The organism is Pseudomonas sp. Pseusp49 (genome assembly GCF_059491875.1).
In genome coordinates, this window is the sequence record NZ_CP168514.1 from 3,484,210 (window position 1) to 3,504,652 (window position 20,443).

Here is a 20,443-nt window from a genome sequence, read left to right on the forward strand (position 1 = left end):
ATGACACAGCCCGTTCATTGCGAAATTGCCGTTATCGGTGCCGGCGTTGTCGGCGTTGCCACCGCACTCTGGCTGCGTCGCCAGGGTTACCAGGTCGTGTTGCTGGAGCGCGACGCGATTGCCAGCGGCGCGTCCTATGGCAACGCCGGCACCCTGGCACCCTACGGCGTGATGCCGATTGCCCAGCCGTCGCTGCTGAAGGCGATTCCGTCACTGCTGTTTTCGAAGGAGTCGCCCTTCGTCATCAACTGGGCACGCCTGCCAAGGTTGATGCCTTGGCTGCTGCGGTTTCTCAATGAATGTCGCGCTTCGCGCTGCGAGGCCAACACCCAGGCCCTGAGCAACATTCTCCAGCACACCTACAGCGGTTATGCGCCACTGCTGGCCGACGCTCCGCTGGCCGACCGGCATTTGCGTCACAACGGTTGCATCTATGCCTACGGCACCGAGCAAGGTCTGGCCGGTGCGCGCCCGGCGATCGAATTGCGCCGCGCCCTGGGCATTGCCCAGCAAGTGCTGAACGCGGCGGATGTCGAACAACTGGAGCCTGCGCTGGCAGGCAAGGCGGTCGGCGGCATTCTGTTTCCCGAGTCGTCGCACATGGATGACCCGCGCGCCTTCATCGAAGCGCTGGCCGCGCCACTGATCGCCGAAGGCGCAGTGCATCAGGCGAAGATCACCACCGTGCAGCGCAAGAGTGACGGCCTGTACCTGGGCAGCGCCGAAGGGAAAAGCTGGCGCGCAGACCGCGTCGTGCTGTGTGGCGGCGCCTGGTCCGCGGCACTGGCGCGTCAGGTGGGTGATCACATTCCGCTGGACACCGAACGCGGCTACCACATCGAGTTCGATCTGCAGGACACCCTGCTCAACCGCCCCTGCTGCCCGGTGGAAAGTGCGTTCTACATGACGCCCATGGCGGGACGCCTGAGGGTCGCGGGCACGGTGGAACTTGGCTCGATCAATGACCCGGCCAATCCGCAGCGCTTCGACTACCTGGAGCGCCACGTACGCCGGGTCATGGGCCTGACCCAGCCGGTCGCGCGCAAGTGGCTCGGGTTCCGCCCCTCCCTGCCTGACTCGTTGCCGGTCATTGGTCCCTCACCCAACGAACCGCGATTGATCTACGCCTTCGGCCATCAGCACCTGGGCCTGACCCTGGCCGGGGCGACGGGCCAGTTGGTGGCTGACTGTATCGCCGGCAAGGCGCCCCAATGGCTCGACAGCTTTTCCGTGCAACGCTTTTGAGCAATGCCTTCCAAAGGAGTGCAATTGATGCAAACAATCGAACGCAAGCAAACCAACCAGCGCATGAGCCAGATCGTCATCCACGGCAATACGGTTTACCTGGCCGGGCAAGTGGGGGAAGCGCGTCACGACATCACCGGTCAGACCCGCGATGCCCTTGCTCGGGTGGATGACTTGCTGGCACAGGCCGGTTCATCACGGGAGCAGATGTTGCAAGTGACTATCTGGCTCGCTGACATGGCGGATTTCGCCGCCATGAATGCCGTGTGGGATGCGTGGGTACCGGCGGGCCATGCTCCCGCCCGTGCCTGTGGCGAAGCGAAACTGGCAGACCCGGCGCTGCGGGTAGAAATCATCGTCTGCGCCAACCGGGGCTGAGTCGGGAGGGTTTCAGTCAGCCCCTTTGCGCACCGCCCGCCTGACCTCGGCCTGTATGGCATAGGCCGGTGTCTCCACGGCATTGAAGTCATGGGTATAGCGCTGGGCAAATCCCTGCACACCCCATTCCTGATACTGCTGCACATGCTTGAGCTCGTGAGCCCAGAGCGCGACGTCCGTTTCTGCGGATTGAGGGTCGCGGAAGAGGATGATGTCGATCAGCGTCACGGCACCGACATCGGGGTTCTGCAGCATGGCAGTGGCGGCGCTGAATTGTCCGTTGTCGCTGATTTTGTAGCGCGCGGCATCGAGGACGCCGGGATCGTACCAGGGCACCAGTTGCTCACGGATGTGCGCAGGAATGGGTTGGGTACCGGCGATGGCCGCTTCATCGCGGGCCTGGGTCAGCCAAAGCGCCAGGGCCGGCGTCGCGATCTGGTAAACGTCCTCGGACACCACGTCCGGCAGGCAGATGCAGCCGTCCAGGCACACCTGTCTCTGGCCAGCCGGGCAGTCGCTGGTCTGGGCCGGCACTTCAAGCGCCAGGCAAAGAACAAACAGCGCCACCAGGGGCTTGATGATGGGCGGCATTCGGCGCTCCGGGCAGCGGACAGTGGTGAACCGTTTCCGGGTCAGGCATTGACCTGGAGTTCATGCAGAAGAAAAACCAATGATTCCGGGGCTGCGCAATGACTTCTTTCAGAGCGTTGTTCATCCCATGGCATCGCGTCATCGGTGCAGAAATCTCCAATGCATTCCATGTTCAGCTCGGCGTCGAGCAGTCCGAGCGGAATCCAGAAATAAGGTGTTTCGCGAAGTACATTAGGCACGGTAGAGCCACATCGCGAGCAAAAGTCATTTCTGTACCCGCTGGGTTTGCGCCAACCGGTGATCGCCTCTTGCCCTTCTTCCCATCGAAAGTCGCGAGCATTGACCAGTGTGGCGAGATTATGGCCGACCCCGGTTTGCTTGCGGCACAACGTGCAATGGCAGCGATAGAAAAATCGTGGCTCAACCGCCAGGGAAAAGCGTACAGCCCCGCAAAGACATTGCCCTGATGCCATGAGTCTCTCCTTGAAAAATGTTCATCCGTATCGGCTTGCGCCATGAAGTCCGCTTGATCACTGGTGACCGAGCAGTTCACTCGCCAACAGCGCTTTCAACGCCATCGGCTTGGCAAAGTGATAACCCTGGGCCTGCCCTGCGCCCATTTCACGCAACAGCTCCAGTGTCGCTTCATCCTCGACGCCTTCGGCCACCACACTCAGGTCCAGCGACTCGGCCATCCGCACGATGGCCCGGACGATCGCGCGACTGCGGGAACTGGTGGTCAGTTCGAGAATGAACGACTTGTCGATTTTCAAACCGCTGAAACGGTACTGATGCACATAGCTCAGGGAAGAAAACCCTGCGCCGAAGTCATCGAGCACCACCGACATGCCGTTGTCGGCCAGTTGCTGCATGGTCTGTCGGGCAATCGCCGGCTCGGCGACCAGCGCCCCTTCGGTCAGTTCCAGGCAGATCCGCGACGGCGATACCCCGTGCTGCGCCAACAGTTCCAGCACCTCACTGGCGAAGCCGGGGCGCGTCATGCTGTAGCTGGAACAGTTGACGTGCACCGCAGGCCAATTGGCGTGCTCGGGCTGCGCGAGGATCGCGGCAATACTGGTCAGCATGTACAGGTCCAGTCGACCGATCAGGCGCAAGCCTTCGACGTCCGGCAGGAACTCGCCCGGCGCGATCACCCGGCCGCCCGGCTGATGCCAACGGATCAGCGCTTCCAGGGCCAGCAGCTCGCCGGTTTCGACACTGACGATCGGCTGGAAATACGGCAGCAGTTCGTCAGTACGCTTGAGCGCGTTGCGCAAGGCCCCTTCCCGCTCGACCTGGTCCGAGACTTCACGGCGCACTTCCTGGTTGAACACCGCGTAGCTGTCGCGCCCGGCACTCTTGACCCGGTACATCGCCGCATCGGCATCGCGCAGCAAGTCGGCGGGCTCGTGATGAAACTGACTGTCGGCGCTGACGATGCCGATGCTGCAAGACGAAAAAACCTCATAGCCGTTGATGAAAAACGGCAGGTCGAACGCCACCAGGATCCGTTCGGCGATTTCGATCAATACGTCCAGCGGGGCCTCGGGCGCCAGTACCGAAAACTCATCGCCTCCCAGGCGTGCCAGCATGTCAGTCTCGCGCAGACAACCGCGCAAACGCTGGGCCGCCTGCATCAACAGCAGGTCGCCAAAGTGGTGGCCGAGGCTGTCGTTGACCATCTTGAATCGGTCCAGATCGATGAACATCACCGCCAGGTGCCCGCCTTCGCGGCCGAACCGCGACCAGGCCAGATTGAGGCGCTGTTGCAGGTAGGTGCGGTTAGGCAGCCCGGTCAGCGCATCGTGGGCGTTTTCGTGCTGCAACTTGGCATTGGCGTGATCGAGTTCGCGGGTGCGGCTCTGCACCCGGGCTTCGAGCTTGAGGTTGGCGGCATGGATCGCTTCGGCGGCCGTGCGTCGCGACAGCGCCGTGTCGATGTGCCGCGACACGAACGTCAGCAGTTCCTGGTCACGCTGGGTATAGCGCACCTGCGAGGTATAGCTTTGCACCGCCAGCACGCCACGCACCGCGTCGTCTTCGAACAAGGGAATGCCCAGCCAGGAGTAAGAGCGCACAGACTCATGGGCAAGTTCGATTTCACCTTGCGCGGACAAGCGTTCGGCCTCGGCAACGTCGATCAGGCAAGGTCGGCGCTGACGGATCACATACTCGGTCAGGCCCCTGCGCCCTCGCCGTGCCGGCGGGCAGGTCGTCTGTCGTTCATCTACGTAATAGGGAAAAGTCACCTCGCCGGTGGCGTCGTCGAACAGCGCAATATAGAAGTTCTGTGCGAACAGCAGGTCACCGACGATGCCATGCAGGGTCTTGAACAGCTCGGCCATGTCACCGGGCTGGCTGGACAGTTCGGCAATCTGGAACAGCGCGCTCTGCAGATGTTCGGCGCGTTCGCGGTCTGCCACTTCCTGGCGCAATGCATCGTTGAGTGCGGACAGTTCCAGGGTGCGGCGTATCACCGTTTCTTCCAGGTCCTCCCGGTGCAGGATCCGGTCCAGCGCCATGGCCACGTGACGGGCGACCACCAGAAACAACGCACGGTCTTCAGCGCTGTAGATTCGCGAAACGTCGTAGACCTGCATCGCCAGCATGCCAAACACGTCATCCGAGGCGTTTTTCAACGGTGCGCCCATCCAGAACTCGGGACGATCACCCACACAGTGGAAACGGTTTTGTGCCTGGGCCGCGAGGATGCCGGCGGCGTCGATCAACAATGGCTGGCCACTGGTCAACACCTGCCCGGTCAACGACAGGCGCGAAGGGTCAAGGTATTCATAGTTTTCCGATTCCAGGGCATCGACGTCGATGATGTCGACGTAATACGGGTAATCAATCTTGCCCGTGTGCGGGTTATACAGCGCGAGATAGAAGTTCTCGGCGTCGATCAGGCTGGCCAGCAGCCGGTGAACCCCCACCAGGAACACAGAGCGGTCACGGGTCGAACTGGCCAGATAGGTAATTTCATAGAGCACACGCTGGGTGATCTGCGCACGGGCCAGGGTATTGGTCTGTAGCTCGATGCCCAGGCGCTGGGCAAAGTCCGCGAGCGCAGGTTCAGCAGCCTGATTGACGGGTGCGAGCAGCCAACCCAGCTCACTTTCGCCTCTGCCGGTCGGCCAACGGTGCAAGTTCGACGTCCGGCAAAAGGCTTCAAACGCCTCATTGGCAATGCTCGAAGGCCATTGCGCCCGCGGATCGCCTTGCCCGACCCAATGCATCTGTTCGCCGGCGCGGTAGAACACCCAGGCAGTGCTGTGGGCCCAGTGGCGCGCCGAGTCCAGCACCTGTTCGATCGAGTCTTCGTTGCCAGCGTAAGCCATGCCGACAGTATCCGGATTCACTATGGGTTGGAGTGCGGCCACCTCGCTATGGCTCGAATGCCGCCGGGAGTCGGTCAATGTACGAAAACTCATCAGGGCTCCCTAAGCCAAAAACCGCCGAAACTCACTGACTGATTGCTAGCAATATGCCATCTATCATCTTATTTATAGCTTATAGCGTTTTTTTCAAGGATTTGTTCACTTTAGTATCAGGTATGAGACGGGCTGCAAATTATTCGCTGTGTATTGCCCGGGTCGGCGTCACTACGGTGATGTGTTCCATCAACAGGCCCAGACAAAGAAACGCCACTCTAGCGAGTGGCGTTCTTGTATTGCTGTCTCTGGAGGGGACCATTGATCAGGCAATGTTGGCTTGAGGTGGTGCCTCAACAAAAAACTGTCGATACCACTTTCTCAATTCGAACAGCTGACCGTCCGCCTGACACAACAGCGGCGACTCGCGATAAACCTTGTTCTCCCAGATTTCGACATCCTCGTAGAACGCCTTATGGGCAAACCCGGCGTATTCCTCGGCAATGGCGTCAATATCCGCAATCGCATGATCATGGCGCAGCTTCAATCCGTAGCAAAGGTCCAGACTCTCGTGATCGACCGGCGTATGGAAGTTGACCTGACGGCTTTCGTGGGTACCCTGCATTTCGACATGCATGACGCCAGGTCCGAAGTAGGTGGCCACCGTCTCCAGTTGACTGCCCAGTGTGGGGTGCTGGCCAATCAAGGAAATCTGCCGCGCGATGTGCCTGTCGTACTCAACGGTGATCTTGTCGATGGGCGACTGGTGAACGATGGCGAAGTGCGGGGTATCCACCAGGTTTTCGATGATTTCCTTACCCTGGGTCTTGATCCTCCAGCGCTTGAAATACCAACGCGTCCAGCCCTCCTCCCCGCTCATTTCGGCTGACCGCGGAACCTCCCATTCGGGCTCGCCACCCTCAGGATCGAACCAGAGATGAATCATCTGGTTGAGTTCGCGTACGTGGTGCCATTTCAGGGCGCCTTCCTTCGCCTTGGGTGGAATACGCTCCGAGTACGGTATGGCGGTGCACTTTCCCTCCTGATCGAACTGCCATCCGTGGAAGGGGCAGCGAATGGTATTTCCTACGCAATTGCCGCCGCCAAGGTGGGCGCCAAGGTGAGGGCAATGCGCATCGAGTATCGCCACTTCCTGGTTTTCACCCCGAAAAGCCACGTAATCCCGATTGAAGTACTTGAACGATTTTATTTCCCCTGCGGCCAGCTCACTTGAAAAGAGCACACCAAACCATCCCTTGGGGAATCGTTCAGAAAAAAAGTCTTTTTTCACGGTTGTATCTCCAGGCTTTTATTGTTTTTTGCGCGCCACCCTATACCTCAGAACCAGACAGCAACCCCTCCCTTTGGCTGACTGGCTGGCCGTCGAGCCCGACACCATGAACATCCAGAAGCCATTGCGCCGTATCCTCTCTTTCGCGAGAAACAAACACTCTTTTCTCGATGGACTTGAGGGGCACTTGCTCACGGTCCAGATAAAAATGGTCATACCATTCGCGCAATTGATATACAGGCCCATCCCCGCCACAGAGAATTGGATTGTCCACGCGTTTTTTGTTATCCCAGATGCGCAGGTCCTGAAAGAAAGTTTCCTGCCCGTTGGCAATGTATTCAGCAATGAGCTTTTGATTCTCGGAAAAAGACAAGCATTCCAGCGCCCGCACTTTCATGCCGAAGTGCATCATGAACCGATCTTGATTAATCGGAACGTTGCCAATCATCATGATGCATTCAAGTTTATAGCCCCACATTTCGGCTTCCATGTCCGCTATTACATAGGATGGCCCATAATAATAGGCAATACTGCGTAGCGAATCGCCCGTACCAATCAACTGATTTCCGCCCGTCAGCATCTGGCAATATGTATGTCCTTGCGAAACATTAAGGTAACTACTGACGGGTGAGCCGTGGACCGGCTCAAAGTGATACACGTCGGCAAGGTTATCGATCAGTTCCCGGCAGTTGGTGTTCGCCGGTTTGCTGATAACGGCCCAATCCGACCAGCCATCTTCAATACAACATCTGTGAGCCGGTATTTTCTGTTCAGCAATCGGCCCCTGACCTTCGTGATCGTGCCAGATAAACAGAAGTTCGTTTTCGACCATGCTTTCCCACTGCCGGATCCGCGCTTTGGGCGGGATTTTCTCGCAATAAGGAATCTTTTCGCAGTAACCACCATCGCCCCACTGCCATGAGTGAAATGGGCATTCCAGGGTATTGCCCTTGACGGTTCCGTTTGCCAGGTTGGCCCCCATATGCGGGCAGTAAGCATCGAAAACCCGAATCTGTCCGTCCTCCCCACGGAACGCCACCAGTTCTGTGCCAAAGGCCTCGAGAGAAGTTATTTCGCCCCGCTTGATATTTCTTTCAAGTCCAAAGCAATGCCAGCCACGTGCATAGCGATCAGGCAACTTCGAGATTATCCGTGCAAAATCAACCATCTTCCTTCCTCTATGAAGTTAACTTCCAGGGCCAACTGCTATACAGATGAATGTGAAGAAAACTAGTAGTGCAAGAACGCTGTGTAAAGGTTCAAATTTGCACGCAACAGTGCATTCTCGCACGCTGAAATCAAGTTGCTTTAATGCCAGTGCACACCGCACGCGCCATGAAGCTACTTTGAGCTCCGGATTTACCGAATGGTTGATCGCTGCACCCATACGTGCTTTTATGCACAGCCTCGCCCCCCCTTCAAGCAGATACTGATAAAGCACAAGTAAAGGCCATGCCCGAGGGGAAAGATCGGCTTGCACGATCCAACACTATTACAACAAAAAGGAGCATCGAGAATGCTGGACTGGGACGATCTACGTTATTTCCTTGCCGCCGTTGAAGCGGGCTCCTATTTGGGCGGCGCAAAAGCGTTGGGGGTTAATCGAACAACTGTAGGCCGTCGTGTCGAAGCACTGGAAAAAAGCATCGGCAGTCCACTCTTCAAACAATCGGCGTCCGGATATCATCCAACTGAAGTAGGCGTCAAAGTCTTGAAGTGTGCTAAGGAACTCGAAAAACATGTCTCGAAGTTGTCAACCACACTCGTCAAGCAACAAGGCGCACTGGAAGGGCATGTTCGCGTTGCCGTCGCAGCAGAACTGGGCAGCGATCTGCTCCCCGACATCATGCGTTTTCAACAGACCCATGCCGAAGTGACCGTTGAAGTCTCTAGCGTACGCGACCCGGCAATCGCTCTGACTCAACGCAAAGCTGACATTGCCCTGGGCGTTTTGAGGGCAAGGCCTGAGTATCTGACAGGGCTTTGCCTGGGTAGATTGTCACTCGCGGTTTATGGCGCCGCGAGTCCTCCTCGCCCCCGCGTGGACCCGGAGCACTCAACCTGGGTTGGGTGGTCTGAAGACATGAACGGCTGCATGCTGGCAAGCTGGATGACCCGTCATCTCAAGGAAGACGCCCGGACCGGTAGCTGGGTAGACTCCTGGGCCGCGCTCAAGGCGGCCACTCAAGCGGGTCAAAATGTCGCGCTGATGTGGCAGGCCTTTGCCGAGCCCGACCCCGGGCTTGTCCAGCTTCCGGGGTTCATGACGGGGACAGGGCAAGGCTCGGATCTCTGGCTTCTATCACTCGAAGCGATTCCGCTGGATGCCTGCAAGAAAGAGATGTTCGATTTTCTGTTCTCCAGCCTCAGGCACAAGCTCTGCGGCGGGCCGGGTTTCACAGCAGCTCCCCGCTAGCCCCCTGCATTTCAATGTGACGTATCAGTCGTCATTGTCATCGCGATCACGGTAGCGACGGTGGTCACGATCATCGCCACGACGATCATAGTCACGGTCATAACCCTGATCATCGTCCCCTCTCCAGTCGTAACCACGTCGATGATCATGATCGTGATATCGCCCGTACCGTTCTCCGTCATCCCAATGCGGGCCGCAGCCTCCCAACAACACGGCGCTGGAAATGGCCAAGATCAAGATGACTGCGCGATTCATGAAAACGTCCTGAATGTCGGGATTATGGAAGGGTCACGGCTGCTCGAAACGTTTATCCGGGCAGTGTTCAGACAGGCTTATGACCATTGCGTAACCCAATGATTCCGCTGGTAAATACAAAGAAGTGACGGGTCACTCCCAGCGACCCCGCCATCGAATGCCCGCCGAGACCTACCGGGTGTGTCATCAATAGCCAAGGAGCTGTCGTCGAATGAAAAGCGCCCCTGACACGGGGGTTATCTAATGGCAGTACTGAAAAGGTCTCTGGCGACGAGTCGACGTAAGCGACGCTGCGCCTGAGTCACGAGTTGCCTGGAACACCAGGCAGGAGAACAACAATATGAAATTCGTGAAAACTCTTCTGGCTGCCGTACCTCTCATGGCGCTGGCCATCGATGCCCAAGCCTATGTATCGAGCCAGGAAGCCGCCCGACTGGGCAGCAGCCTGACGTGGGTGGGAGCGGAAAAGGCCGGTAATGCCGACGGCTCCATTCCGCCCTACAACGGTGGCCTGACCACTGCCCCGCCCGGCTTCAAGTCCGGCGACAGCATGCGCCCGGACCCTTTTGCCGGCGAAAAACCGCTGCTGGTGATCAACGGCAAGAACGTCGATTCGTACAAAGGCATGCTCACCGCCACCACCGTGGCATTGGCCAGGCGCTACCCCGGCTTTCGCATCGACGTGTATCCGACCCACCGCACGGCATCGCTGCCCCAGGCGGTACTGGACAACAGCCGCCGTAATGCCACCCATGCCAAGTCCCTCAACGGCGGGATCGCCATCGACAATGTGATGCCCGGCGTGCCGTTCCCGATCCCGCAATCGGGCGCCGAGGCGATGTGGAACTTCCTGCTGCGCTACCAGGGCGTCAACATCCATTCCAAGTACGACTCCTGGACGGTCGACACGGCTGGCGTACCGAGCCTGGCGGTCACCGGCGAGGCATTCGTGTCCTTCCCGATCTACGAGAACATGTCCAAGCCGTTCAACAGCTCGGACATTTATTATCAGTTGAAACTGTCCTATACCGGGCCTGCGCGCCGAGCCGGCGAGTCGATCATGCTCAAGAACGCCACCAACCCATCGGAGTTTCCCGGCCGGGCCTGGCAGTACATGCCGGCCCAGCGCCGGGTCAAGCAGATTTCGATCCTGGCCTACGACACCCCCAACCCCGGTACTGCCCGTGCGCTCGAGCTGTATGACTGGACGCTGGTCGGCAAGCAGGAAATGATCGTGCCCTACAACACCTACAAACTCACCTACGCTCGCGACGCCAAATCCCTGACCACGCCGAATTTCATTGCCCCGGATTTCGTTCGCTGGGAAAAGCACCGGGTCTACGTCGTGGAGGGCAACCTCAAGCCCGGCGCAAAGCACATCTACCAGAAGCGCCGCTTTTACCTGGATGAAGATACCTGGGCCGCGGTGGCCTCCGATCAGTACGACACCGGTGGCCAGCTGTATCGTGGCTCCTTCGCGTTCTTCAGCCAGAGCTATGACCAGCAAGTCCCGGATGCCACGCCCTTCATGACATACGACCTGTCCAAAGGCACCTACAACATCAATGGCGTGGTGGGCCCACATGGCGGTATCCGCTACATCGAGCCGCTATCGACGGCGCAGTGGGTGCCGGAGTCCATGGCGGGCGCCGGTATTCGCTGAGTTCGTGGTGGCAGAGCCCCCTGATTGGAAAAAGGGGGCGCGAGCTGCGCGGATCAGCTCTCGCTGGCAACAACCGGGTCTTGAGCCGCCTCGGCAGCCAGCTTCAATCGGTCAGCCTTGCTGATGTACTTATCCTTGCTTTTCGGTGCCAGTTTGGCACTCGCCTTTTTGGCGTTAGCCTTTAACAACTGATTTATTTTCTTGCGACGATTCATGCTGTTCTGCTCAACGGGTAGTTCTTGAATGATATCAGCTTAAACATTCAGGCCGGGCTGCCATATCCCCCATAACTGGGGTCCTTCACCCACCCTTCCGGGTAATTACCACCAAATGGGAGGAATATCCCCCGGTTCTGCTGCCGGCTACCCAGTCAACAACTTGTTCAATTATCTGAGTTTTTTCTTTGCCAGGATGATGGCTCAGTAGTTGCACTCCCCCACTTGTGCCCACAACAGCGGTCGTCCCGGACATGGAGACGACGGGACATCAGGCGAGGGGTCATAAAATGAAAAGCACGACACCACAATGCAATTCCTTCGACCGGCTGCGCAGATCAAGCCTGCCTTGCGCGATGCTTCTTTCCCTGGCCACGGCAGACGCTGCGCCGCTGGACGATGTCAGCCCGCCACCGCCGACCGACCCCTCAGCCTATACCAACCCGCCGGCTGACCCCCAGGCCGCGCTGGATGCCATTCTGACCATGCCCCCTACCAACGAGGGCGCCATCGCCCTGCCCAACGGTGTGTATGGCGACCGGTACACGCCACGGGCCGAGAACGTGCTGCCGCCAGCACTGCAGACCTCGTTCAAGATCCCCACCAACGGCAAGCCCAGTCCGCTGTTCGGGGCGCAGCCGTACACTCAGCAACTGCTGTTGTTCGAAGAATTCGGCACGGAAAAACTCGACCCGACACTGCCAGCACCGCCCCTGACGTTCCCCCCTCCGACCGTCGGCCCGGCGCCCGTGCAAGACCCGAACAGCATCGCCCGCAGCGGCCCTTCGGCCGCGGCGCTCGAAGCCTTCATGCGCCAGCCCGGGCTGTACCCGTTTCCGTCACAGTATTCCAACGTGCTGGACCGTAACCCGTGGAAAGCGCAGGTAGAAGCCTTCCTCAACCGCCATCCGGTCGGCTCGCCGGCCGAAGGTCGTCCGCCAGGAAAAGGCTGGTCGCACCAGCGCTGGAACGAGTTCTACCCACAGGTCGCCTTCAAGACCGCCCAAGCGGGCGCCAAGCTCAACGGCGGCATGCGCGACCGCCGCCAGTTGCACAACTACGCCGTCGGTGAGTTCGGGCCGGGCGGGCTCTACAACCAGACTTCGGACGCCCCGGTCATCGCAGGCACCACCAAAGGCATCGACACGCGTTTTCACCCCAACATGCCGATTCAGAACCACAAGGCACTCTGGACCTTCGACGGCACCTTTCCGCCAAAACTGTTGATGGTGCGCTACGGCCAACCGGTGCTGATGCGGCACTACAACGCCCTGCCGATCGATCCGGCGGCGAACATGGGGTTTGGCTTGCACACCCTCAGCACCCACGAACACAACGGCCACTCCCCGGCCGAAAGCGACGGCTATGCCAATGCGTTTTTCTTTCCTGGCCAGTACTACGACTATCGTTGGCCGATCCAGCTGGCCGGCTATGACAGCATCAACACCACTGCGCAGGATCCGCGCGCGGCCTTCCCTTGCGCTCCGGGTGAAACCCTGTTCGTCAACGATGCCTCACCAGGCCTCAAGACCTGCAACAACGGCAGCATCAAGATTCGTGGCGACTGGCGCGAGACCATGAGCACCCATTGGTTCCACGACCACATGCTCGATTTCACCGCGCAGAACGTCTACAAGGGCAACGCGGTGATGATGAACTATTACAGTGCCATGGACCGCGGTAACGAAGCCATGGAGGACGGCGTCAACCTGCGTCTGCCCAGCGGCTCGGCGTTGCCTTGGGGCAACCGTGACTACGACGTCAACCTGATGGTGGCCGACAAGGCCTGGGATGCCAACGGTCAACTGTGGTTCAACCCGTTCAACACCGATGGCTTCCTCGGCGATCAGATCCTGGTCAACTGGCAGTACCAGCCACGCCTGAACGTGCGTGCGCGCAGTTATCGCTTCCGCATTCTCAACGGCTCGGTGTCGCGTTTCTTCAGGATCGCGCTGGTGCGTGAAGTCGTCGGCACCGGCGGCGAATTCCCCGGCCCGGCAGGTTCCGGCTTGTCCTATACCCGTGTGCCGTTCCACATGATCGCCAACGACGGCAACCTCATGGAACACGCCGTGCCGTTCGACGGCAGCATGGACCTGGACGGTGACGGTGATGTGCAGGACCACAACGCGATACTGCCCACCCAGGGCATTGCCGAGCGCTTCGACATCATCGTCAACTTCTCGAAATACGGGATCAAGACCGGTGACAAGCTGTACTTCGTCAACCTGATGGAGCACCAGAACGGCAAGGGTCCGGAGAGTACTCCGCTGAGCCTGGCCGATGTCCTGTCCGGCAAGTACAAAGCGGTGCTCAAACTGGGCAGCAAGGGGCTGGAGTGGGACTTGGGTGACCCGGCGGTGGGCAAGTTCATGCAGATGGTGGTGCAGCCTTATGCCGGCCAGGACGTGAGCATGAACCCCGCCGACTACGAACCCGCCAAGCCGGGTAAACCGGTCGGCAAGGTCATGATCCCGCTGACGGTCAACCGTGACGATCCAACGATGCAGGCCAAGCTCAAGACAGTGCGGCATCGCGAGTTCATCTTCGGCCGCTCCGATGGCACCGATGGAGAACCCTGGACCATCAAGACCGACGGTGGTTTCGGCAACCGCGCGGACCTGCGCCGGATCAGCGCCGCGCCGCAATTGGCCACCGGCCCGACCCCGGCCGGGTTCTCCGGCGACGGCACCCTGGAAGTGTGGAAAATCAAGAACGGCGGCAACGGCTGGAGCCACCCGGTGCATGTGCATTTCGAAGAAGGCGTCGTCCTCAGCCGCGACGGCAAGGCACCGCCGGAATGGGAAAAATGGGCGCGCAAGGATGTCTATCTGATCGGCCAGGGCATCGACAGTACCGTGGACGTGGACATCGCCATCCGCTTCCGTGAATTCGCCGGGACCTACATGGAGCACTGCCACAATACCCAGCACGAGGACACCTCAATGCTGATGCGCTGGGATAGCGAGAATCCGGGCCAGTTCCAATTGATGCCAACGCCCCTGCCTGGCTGGGACGGCGTGACTTACGTCAACTCTGCCGCGCTGCCAACCTTCCGCACTGGCGACACCCGTACCAACGACGATAACAAAAAACCAATCGCCAACCCCGACAGCGCCATCAGCAACACCGGCCAACCGGTGACCATCAACGTGCTGGCCAACGACAGCGACCCTGACGGTAACGTGCCACTTAAAGTGGTGGGTCTGGCACAACCGGACTCCGGCATGGGCTCGGTCAGCACCGATGGCCTGCGTGTGATCTACACGCCACCGGCCACGGTCGCCGCGCCATTCACCGCGACCTTTACCTATCAGGCCGCCGATACCAAGGGTGCCGAATCGGCATTGGCGACGGTGTCCGTGGCGGTCACGGCAGGGGTTGTCGAGAACCTGATCGTCACCGGCGCTACCGTCACCGCCCGCAGTAACAGCCGCTGGTATTGGGTGCTGTCCGGCACCACCTCGCGTGGCACGGGCAATACCATCACCGCGACGGCCACGACCACGACCGGCACGGTGAACCTTGGCACCGCCACCCTGACCACTACGCCTACAGGCGCACGCTGGAATATAGCGGTGACGACCGTCGGCAGCGGTCCGGCGGCGGCCCCGACAGCGACCATCAAGTCGGCCTTCGGCAAGACCGTGACGGTGCCGATAGTGAAGAACTGAGTTTCAACCTGGCTTTAGCGACGAGGGCCTCAAAGGATCTGAGGCCCGAATCGGTCAGTTCAGCTGCTTGCCTTCAACTGTGCGGCGCGATGATCCTGAGCCACGGCCATCGAGCCTGATAACTCCTGGCCTTCTGATCGAACAAGTCCGGCCTGGGATTGCCTGGATTGATTCGAAGCAACCCTTGCTCTGTGTCGGCCAGGCCGTTGGGGGCATAGACCTCGCCGGTGGCGACATCCCAACCTATGCAGGTACCGGCCACCAGGTAGCGATCGATCCCGTCTCGGGCAGACTGAAGCCTGGGATAATCCCCGCCGAACCGCTGGCTGTACCACAGGTGAACGCGGGCCTGATTCTTGACCTCAATGTTCACGTCGAGGTCGTTGAACAGCTGCCGGGCTGACTGGATGACCTCATTCTCTGCCTCCCAGGACAGATCATCATCGAAGTAGAAGACGTCGTAGTCCTTCACGCCCCATTCTGGCGGTCGCTGCGACTGATGATTCCAGACGGCTTGGAACAGGCAACCGGCCGTGAGCATGCATTGGTTCAGACCGAGCTCGGGCAAGCGTGTGTAAATTTGTGCGTTGACCGGATTGGTCATTGCGATCCTGACCAGGCTTTCGGCAGTCAATGTCATCTTCATCCCTTCCCTATCGATCTGATCCTGGCGACCGACAATACCCCCGGCGCTTTACAAGTTCACGAAAAACACGGCCCGTTACCCATGTCATTCAGCGTTATCTCGTCGGTACTGACTACGTGGATGACACTTTTGAAGTGAGCCGCCGCCGTGCCTGCCCCGATAATCGATAGCTTACTGACGAACTGTCGAGGTCAAGCATGACGAGCACAAATACGGAACAAGTCAGCCCGGGAACACTGAGAAGAGTGATTGTCGCCGCCGGCATCGGCAATTTCGTCGAGTGGTTCGACTTCGCCGTCTATGGCTTTCTGGCCACGACCATCGCCCAGCAATTTTTCCCCAGCGGCGACGCCAGCGCCGCGCTGCTCAAGACCTTTGCGGTGTTCGCCGTGGCCTTCGCGTTTCGGCCCCTTGGCGGGATTTTCTTCGGCATGCTGGGCGACCGGATCGGCCGCAAGCGAACCCTGGCGATGACCATTCTGCTGATGGCGGGCGCGACGACCCTGATCGGTCTGCTGCCCACTTATGCGGCGATCGGGGTCACGGCGCCGATTCTGCTGTCGCTGATCCGTTGCGCCCAGGGCTTTTCCGCCGGGGGCGAATACGCAGGTGCCTGTGCCTACCTGATGGAGCATGCACCGCGCGACAAACGAGCCTGGTACGGCAGCTTCATCCCGGTGTCGACATTTTCCGCCTTCGCCGCGGCAGCCGTGGTGGCTTACGCGCTCGAGGCGTCTTTGTCGGCCGAAGCCATGGGCAGCTGGGGTTGGCGCCTGCCGTTCCTGATTGCTGCGCCGCTGGGCCTGGTGGGGCTTTATTTGCGCTGGAAGCTCGACGAGACGCCCGCATTCCGGGCAGTGACCCAGGAACATGCGGTCGCCCACTCGCCGCTCAAGGACACCTTGCGCAACCATGGGGCGGCGATCTGTTGCCTGGGTGCCTTCGTGTCACTGACCGCACTGTCGTTTTATATGTTCACCACCTATTTCGCGACTTACCTGCAAGTCGCCGGCGGCCTGAGTCGCGCCACCGCGTTGCTGGTGTCACTGATTGCATTGCTGTTCGCCGCGGCGATCTGCCCGCTGGCCGGGCTGTATTCGGACCGGGTCGGGCGTCGCATGACGGTGATGACGGCCTGCGCGCTGTTGATCGTTGTCGTGTATCCATCGTTCCTGATGGCCAGCTCCGGCTCGTTCGCAGCGTCCGTCGTCGGCGTCATGCTCCTGGCGATTGGCGCGGTGTTGTGTGGCGTGGTGACGGCGGCACTGCTCTCGGAAACCTTCCCGACCCGCACTCGATACACCGCCTCGGCCATCACCTACAACATGGCGTACACCCTGTTCGGCGGCACCGCGCCGCTGGTGGCGACGTGGCTGATCAGCACCACCGGCAGCAACCTGTCGCCGGCGTTCTACCTGATCGCGATCGCATTGCTCGCGCTGGTCGGGGGACTGGCATTGCCGGAGACCTCGAGGATTTCCCTGCATGACGTGGCGGCGCAGGAGAAAGCCGAAGGCGTGGGTGCCTCCGCCGCCTGACACACGAAACGAGCCGGCAGGCGTCATGTCAGCGAGGTTTCCCACTGCGGCCTTTGACTGGTCAGCAAAACCCTGCACAATCGCCGGCTGTTTTTGGGGCTTTCACTGGTTTGGAGGCCTCTGGCTTGCCAGCGATGGTCGTCAACGATAACGCATGTGATCTGGATAAACGCGGCGCGCTGGAGTCCATCGCCAGCTCCTACATTGAAATGCGATCCCCTGTAGGAGCTGCCGAAGGCTGCGATCTTTTGGCGGTTTCGGAATGGCTTGAGATCAAAAGATCGCAGCCTGCGGCAGCTCCTACAGACACACCCGATACCTTGGAGCTGGCTTGCCTGCGATGGTCGTTAACGATAACGCGGGTGATCTGGATGAACGCGGCGCACTGGAGTTCATCGCCAGCAAGCTGGCTCCTACAGTGGTTTCAGCGTGGGCATAGTCCCCTGTGGGAGCTGGCTTGCCAGCGATGGTCGTCAACGATAACGCGGGTGATCTGGATGAACGCGGCGCATTGGAGTTCATCGCCAGCAAGCTGGCTCCTACAGTGGTTTCAGCGTGGGCATAGTCCCCTGTGGGAGCTGGCTTGCCAGCGATGGTCGTCAACGATAACGCGGGTGATCTGGATGAACGCGGCGCGCTTGAGTGCATCGCCAGCAGGCTGGCTCCTACAGTTTCCCGGGAATGTGTAAAGAATCTTTTTTTGACAGGACGTCACTCATGCAACGGATTGTTATTCTGGGCAATGCCGGCAGCGGCAAATCCACCCTCGCCCGCACCCTCGGCAAGCATCTGGGGCTGCCCGTGGTGCACCTCGATACCTTGTTCTGGGAGCCCGGCTGGATCGAACCCGACGCTGAGCAGTTCCGCGCGCGGGTCAGCGCAGCGATCGCAGCGGATACCTGGATCTGTGAAGGCAACTATGCCCGGCGCACCTTCGACCTGCGTCTGCCCCGGGCCGACCTGATCATCTGGCTCGATACGCCGCGACTCACCTGCTTCGCCCGGGTGATCCTGCGCAGCCTCATGAACCGTCCTCGCCCTGACCTTGCAGCCGGCTGCGCAGAGAAGCTCGACCGGGCGTTCCTGACGTTCCTTGGGTTCGTGTGGAATTTCGATCGAGGCTACCGCCCGGGTATCGAAGCGGTGCGCCTGGCCATGGGCCCGCGTATTCCCGTGGTGCATTTGCGCAATAGCCGGCAGATTGCCGCCTTTCTCCATGGCTTGCCCGCCACGCCTCAAACCTGCCTCGAATAGAGGGGCGGCGATATCCGTCACCCGAGGTGATGCCTCGCGCCCCGAAACCGACTCGATTGGACGTCACGCATGATTCCACAGCGACATCGTGGACTTGTCATGAAATGAAAAGAAATTGTCGTCGAATGAATCTCCGTCGACCTCCCCCCTCCATAAATTCCTCTTCTGGCCCGCACGCGTTGAATCCCGTGATCTGACGGCGGGCCCCGCCTGGTTCACTGGCTCAACATCATAATAATAATCCGAGGGGTCGCATCGTATGCGCGTGAATTTGCCCGTAACCGAGCATGAAAGAGTATTTCCCGCCGAACAACGATTGATCTCCACGACCGATCTCGATAGCCGGATCACCTACTGCAACGAGGCCTTTGTTGCCATCAGCGGTTTCACCTACGACGAATTGGTGGGCCAGCCCCATAACCTGGTTCGACACCCCGACATGCCTCCCGGGGTATTCATTCACATGTGGCACACCATCAAGCAAGGCAAACCCTGGATGGGCATTGTGAAAAACCGCGCGAAAAATGGTGATTTCTATTGGGTCAGTGCCTACGTCACGCCCATCCATGAAAACGGACGCCTGAGTGGCTACGAGTCGGTTCGTTCGCTGCCCAGCCGCGACCAGGTTCGTCGGGCTGCAGCACTCTATGCACGGATGCGGGCCGGCAAGCCCATCGTTTCCCTGAAAACGCGGATTTCCCGGCCGCTGCAACACGGCTGGCCGTTGCTGATCGCTGGCGCAGTTTCATTGCTCGCCGAGCAGTGGCTGCCCAATTCGGCGGCACAGGGGCTGATGGTGGCGAGCCTGTGTATGGCCTGGTACCTGATCGAGTCCCGGCATCGCAGGGCCATCGAACGCACCCTGGCCGAGCATCCGAAAGCCTTTTCCGATCCATTGGTCGCGCTCACCTACAGCGACAACCATGGTCCCCAGGGTCGCCTGGACATGGCCATGGTCAGTGAGGAAGCGCGTTTGCAGACCGCCCTGAGCCGACTCGTCGATGCCGGGGTCAATGTCAAGGCCAAGGCCGCGCAGTCATCCGAACTTTCCGGTTCGCAGGCGCAGTCACTTGATCGTCAGCGCAGTGAAACCGATCAGTCGGCCGCCGCCATCTCACAGATGGCCGCCACCATTCAGGAAGTCACCCAGAACGTCATCAGCACCGCGCATGCCGCATCGCAGGCCGACCAGTTGACGCGTGAGGGCAGTGAGCTGGCCCGGCAAAGCCTGAGCGCCATGGAAACCATGCATGAGGCGGTCAACGAGATCGGCAAGGCAGTCAACGCACTGGCCAGTGAAACGCAATCGATCGGCAGTGTCGTGGATGTCATTACGTCCATTGCCGAACAGACCAACCTGCTGGCGCTCAATGCGGCGATCGAGGCGGCCCGGGCCGGCGAGCAAGGCCGCGGTTTTGCCGTGGTTGCCGATGAAGTGCGCTCCCTGGCACAACGCACTCGCACTTCCACCGAACAGATCCACGGCATCATTGCCTCTCTGTACGACGGTGCCGATCGCGCAGTGTCCACGGCCAGCCGTGGTGAGCAGATTTCCCGCGAAAGCATGCAGCGTGTCGAGGCGGTGCAATCGGCGCTGGTCGGCATCAGTCAAGCCGTCACCCGGATTACCGGGATGAGCCAGCAGATGGCCTCGGCGTCTGAAGAGCAAAGTCATGTGGCTGAAGACATCAATCAGCAGATCACGCGTATTGCCCAACTCTGTGATCACAGCGCCGGGCAGGCCAAACAAGGCGCCTCGATCAGCCAGGATCTTGAGGTCATGGCCGACTATCTGCACAGCCTGGCCGAGCGTTTTAACCGATAGTAGCGACAGGGCGATTCCTGCTTCGCCAGGATCCTCGCCCATTGATGCTGATCCGAACCAATGGCATCACCTGTGGCGAGG

The 20,443-nt window shown here is 59.7% G+C and carries 16 protein-coding genes and 1 pseudogene; 9 read left to right on the forward strand and 8 right to left on the reverse strand.

Annotated features, from left to right (window positions below; genetic code table 11):
• Both ACEN83_RS15655 and ACEN83_RS15660 read left to right on the forward strand, forming a co-directional pair.
• Window positions 1-1,245, forward strand: a complete 1,245-nt coding sequence (locus ACEN83_RS15655) for an NAD(P)/FAD-dependent oxidoreductase (protein WP_495577634.1) — start codon at window positions 1-3, stop codon at window positions 1,243-1,245.
• Between the two features lie 27 nt (window positions 1,246-1,272).
• Entirely contained in the window at window positions 1,273-1,623 is a 351-nt protein-coding gene (locus ACEN83_RS15660) for a RidA family protein (RefSeq protein ID WP_102699557.1), read from the forward strand.
• Window positions 1,624-1,635: 12 nt separating this feature from the next.
• Here the strand turns inward: ACEN83_RS15660 and ACEN83_RS15665 are convergent, their stop codons facing one another.
• From ACEN83_RS15665 to ACEN83_RS15685, 5 genes are all read right to left on the reverse strand, one after another.
• Window positions 1,636-2,214 (reverse strand): eCIS core domain-containing protein, encoded by a 579-nt coding sequence (locus tag ACEN83_RS15665; RefSeq protein WP_495577635.1) that lies wholly within the window; start codon window positions 2,212-2,214, stop codon window positions 1,636-1,638.
• Between the two features lie 41 nt (window positions 2,215-2,255).
• Complete coding sequence (locus ACEN83_RS15670) at window positions 2,256-2,687, reverse strand: GFA family protein (RefSeq protein WP_495577636.1); 432 nt, start codon at window positions 2,685-2,687, stop codon at window positions 2,256-2,258.
• A gap of 57 nt (window positions 2,688-2,744) precedes the next feature.
• Window positions 2,745-5,645: a sensor domain-containing phosphodiesterase gene (locus ACEN83_RS15675; protein WP_495577637.1), complete on the reverse strand. Its 2,901-nt coding sequence runs from the start codon at window positions 5,643-5,645 to the stop codon at window positions 2,745-2,747.
• A 265-nt stretch (window positions 5,646-5,910) separates the two neighbouring features.
• A complete protein-coding gene (locus tag ACEN83_RS15680; RefSeq protein WP_495577638.1) occupies window positions 5,911-6,876 on the reverse strand; it encodes a 3-ketosteroid-9-alpha-monooxygenase, oxygenase component in 966 nt (321 codons plus the stop codon).
• Between the two features lie 40 nt (window positions 6,877-6,916).
• Window positions 6,917-8,044 carry a 3-ketosteroid-9-alpha-monooxygenase, oxygenase component gene (locus ACEN83_RS15685; protein WP_495577639.1) on the reverse strand — a complete coding sequence of 376 codons (1,128 nt, stop codon included), beginning with the start codon at window positions 8,042-8,044 and terminating at the stop codon, window positions 6,917-6,919.
• 348 nt (window positions 8,045-8,392) lie between these two features.
• Between ACEN83_RS15685 and ACEN83_RS15690 the strand changes: the two genes are divergently transcribed.
• Window positions 8,393-9,292, forward strand: a complete 900-nt coding sequence (locus tag ACEN83_RS15690) for a LysR family transcriptional regulator (protein WP_495577640.1) — start codon at window positions 8,393-8,395, stop codon at window positions 9,290-9,292.
• Window positions 9,293-9,316: 24 nt separating this feature from the next.
• Here the strand turns inward: ACEN83_RS15690 and ACEN83_RS15695 are convergent, their stop codons facing one another.
• Window positions 9,317-9,547 carry a hypothetical protein gene (locus ACEN83_RS15695; RefSeq protein WP_258680916.1) on the reverse strand — a complete coding sequence of 77 codons (231 nt, stop codon included), beginning with the start codon at window positions 9,545-9,547 and terminating at the stop codon, window positions 9,317-9,319.
• Between the two features lie 340 nt (window positions 9,548-9,887).
• Between ACEN83_RS15695 and ACEN83_RS15700 the strand changes: the two genes are divergently transcribed.
• On the forward strand, window positions 9,888-11,210 hold the full coding sequence (locus ACEN83_RS15700) for a DUF1329 domain-containing protein (RefSeq protein ID WP_495577641.1): 1,323 nt from the start codon (window positions 9,888-9,890) through the stop codon (window positions 11,208-11,210).
• 53 nt (window positions 11,211-11,263) lie between these two features.
• On the opposite strand, the gene ACEN83_RS15705 is transcribed toward ACEN83_RS15700, so the two are convergent.
• On the reverse strand, window positions 11,264-11,425 hold the full coding sequence (locus ACEN83_RS15705) for a DUF2986 domain-containing protein (RefSeq protein WP_007974875.1): 162 nt from the start codon (window positions 11,423-11,425) through the stop codon (window positions 11,264-11,266).
• A gap of 290 nt (window positions 11,426-11,715) precedes the next feature.
• Between ACEN83_RS15705 and ACEN83_RS15710 the strand changes: the two genes are divergently transcribed.
• Window positions 11,716-15,099, forward strand: coding sequence for an Ig-like domain-containing protein (locus ACEN83_RS15710; protein WP_495577642.1), 3,384 nt, complete (start codon window positions 11,716-11,718; stop codon window positions 15,097-15,099).
• Window positions 15,100-15,172: 73 nt separating this feature from the next.
• Here ACEN83_RS15710 and ACEN83_RS15715 read toward each other — a convergent pair whose 3' ends face one another.
• Entirely contained in the window at window positions 15,173-15,739 is a 567-nt protein-coding gene (locus ACEN83_RS15715; protein WP_495577643.1) for a nucleotidyltransferase family protein, read from the reverse strand.
• A gap of 203 nt (window positions 15,740-15,942) precedes the next feature.
• On the opposite strand from ACEN83_RS15715, the gene ACEN83_RS15720 reads away from it, so the two are divergent.
• The 4 genes and pseudogenes from ACEN83_RS15720 (at window position 15,943) to ACEN83_RS15735 (ending at window position 20,362) form a co-directional block, all read left to right on the forward strand.
• The gene (locus tag ACEN83_RS15720) at window positions 15,943-17,283 is read left to right on the forward strand and encodes an MFS transporter (RefSeq protein WP_495577644.1); all 1,341 of its coding nucleotides are present in this window, start codon (window positions 15,943-15,945) and stop codon (window positions 17,281-17,283) included.
• 717 nt (window positions 17,284-18,000) lie between these two features.
• Entirely contained in the window at window positions 18,001-18,537 is a 537-nt protein-coding gene (locus ACEN83_RS15725) for a P-loop NTPase family protein (protein WP_495577645.1), read from the forward strand.
• 259 nt (window positions 18,538-18,796) lie between these two features.
• A pseudogene (locus ACEN83_RS15730) lies at window positions 18,797-19,075 on the forward strand (PAS domain-containing protein); the annotation flags it as partial.
• A 255-nt stretch (window positions 19,076-19,330) separates the two neighbouring features.
• On the forward strand, window positions 19,331-20,362 hold the full coding sequence (locus ACEN83_RS15735) for a methyl-accepting chemotaxis protein (protein ID WP_495580880.1): 1,032 nt from the start codon (window positions 19,331-19,333) through the stop codon (window positions 20,360-20,362).
• Window positions 20,363-20,443 lie beyond the last annotated feature (81 nt).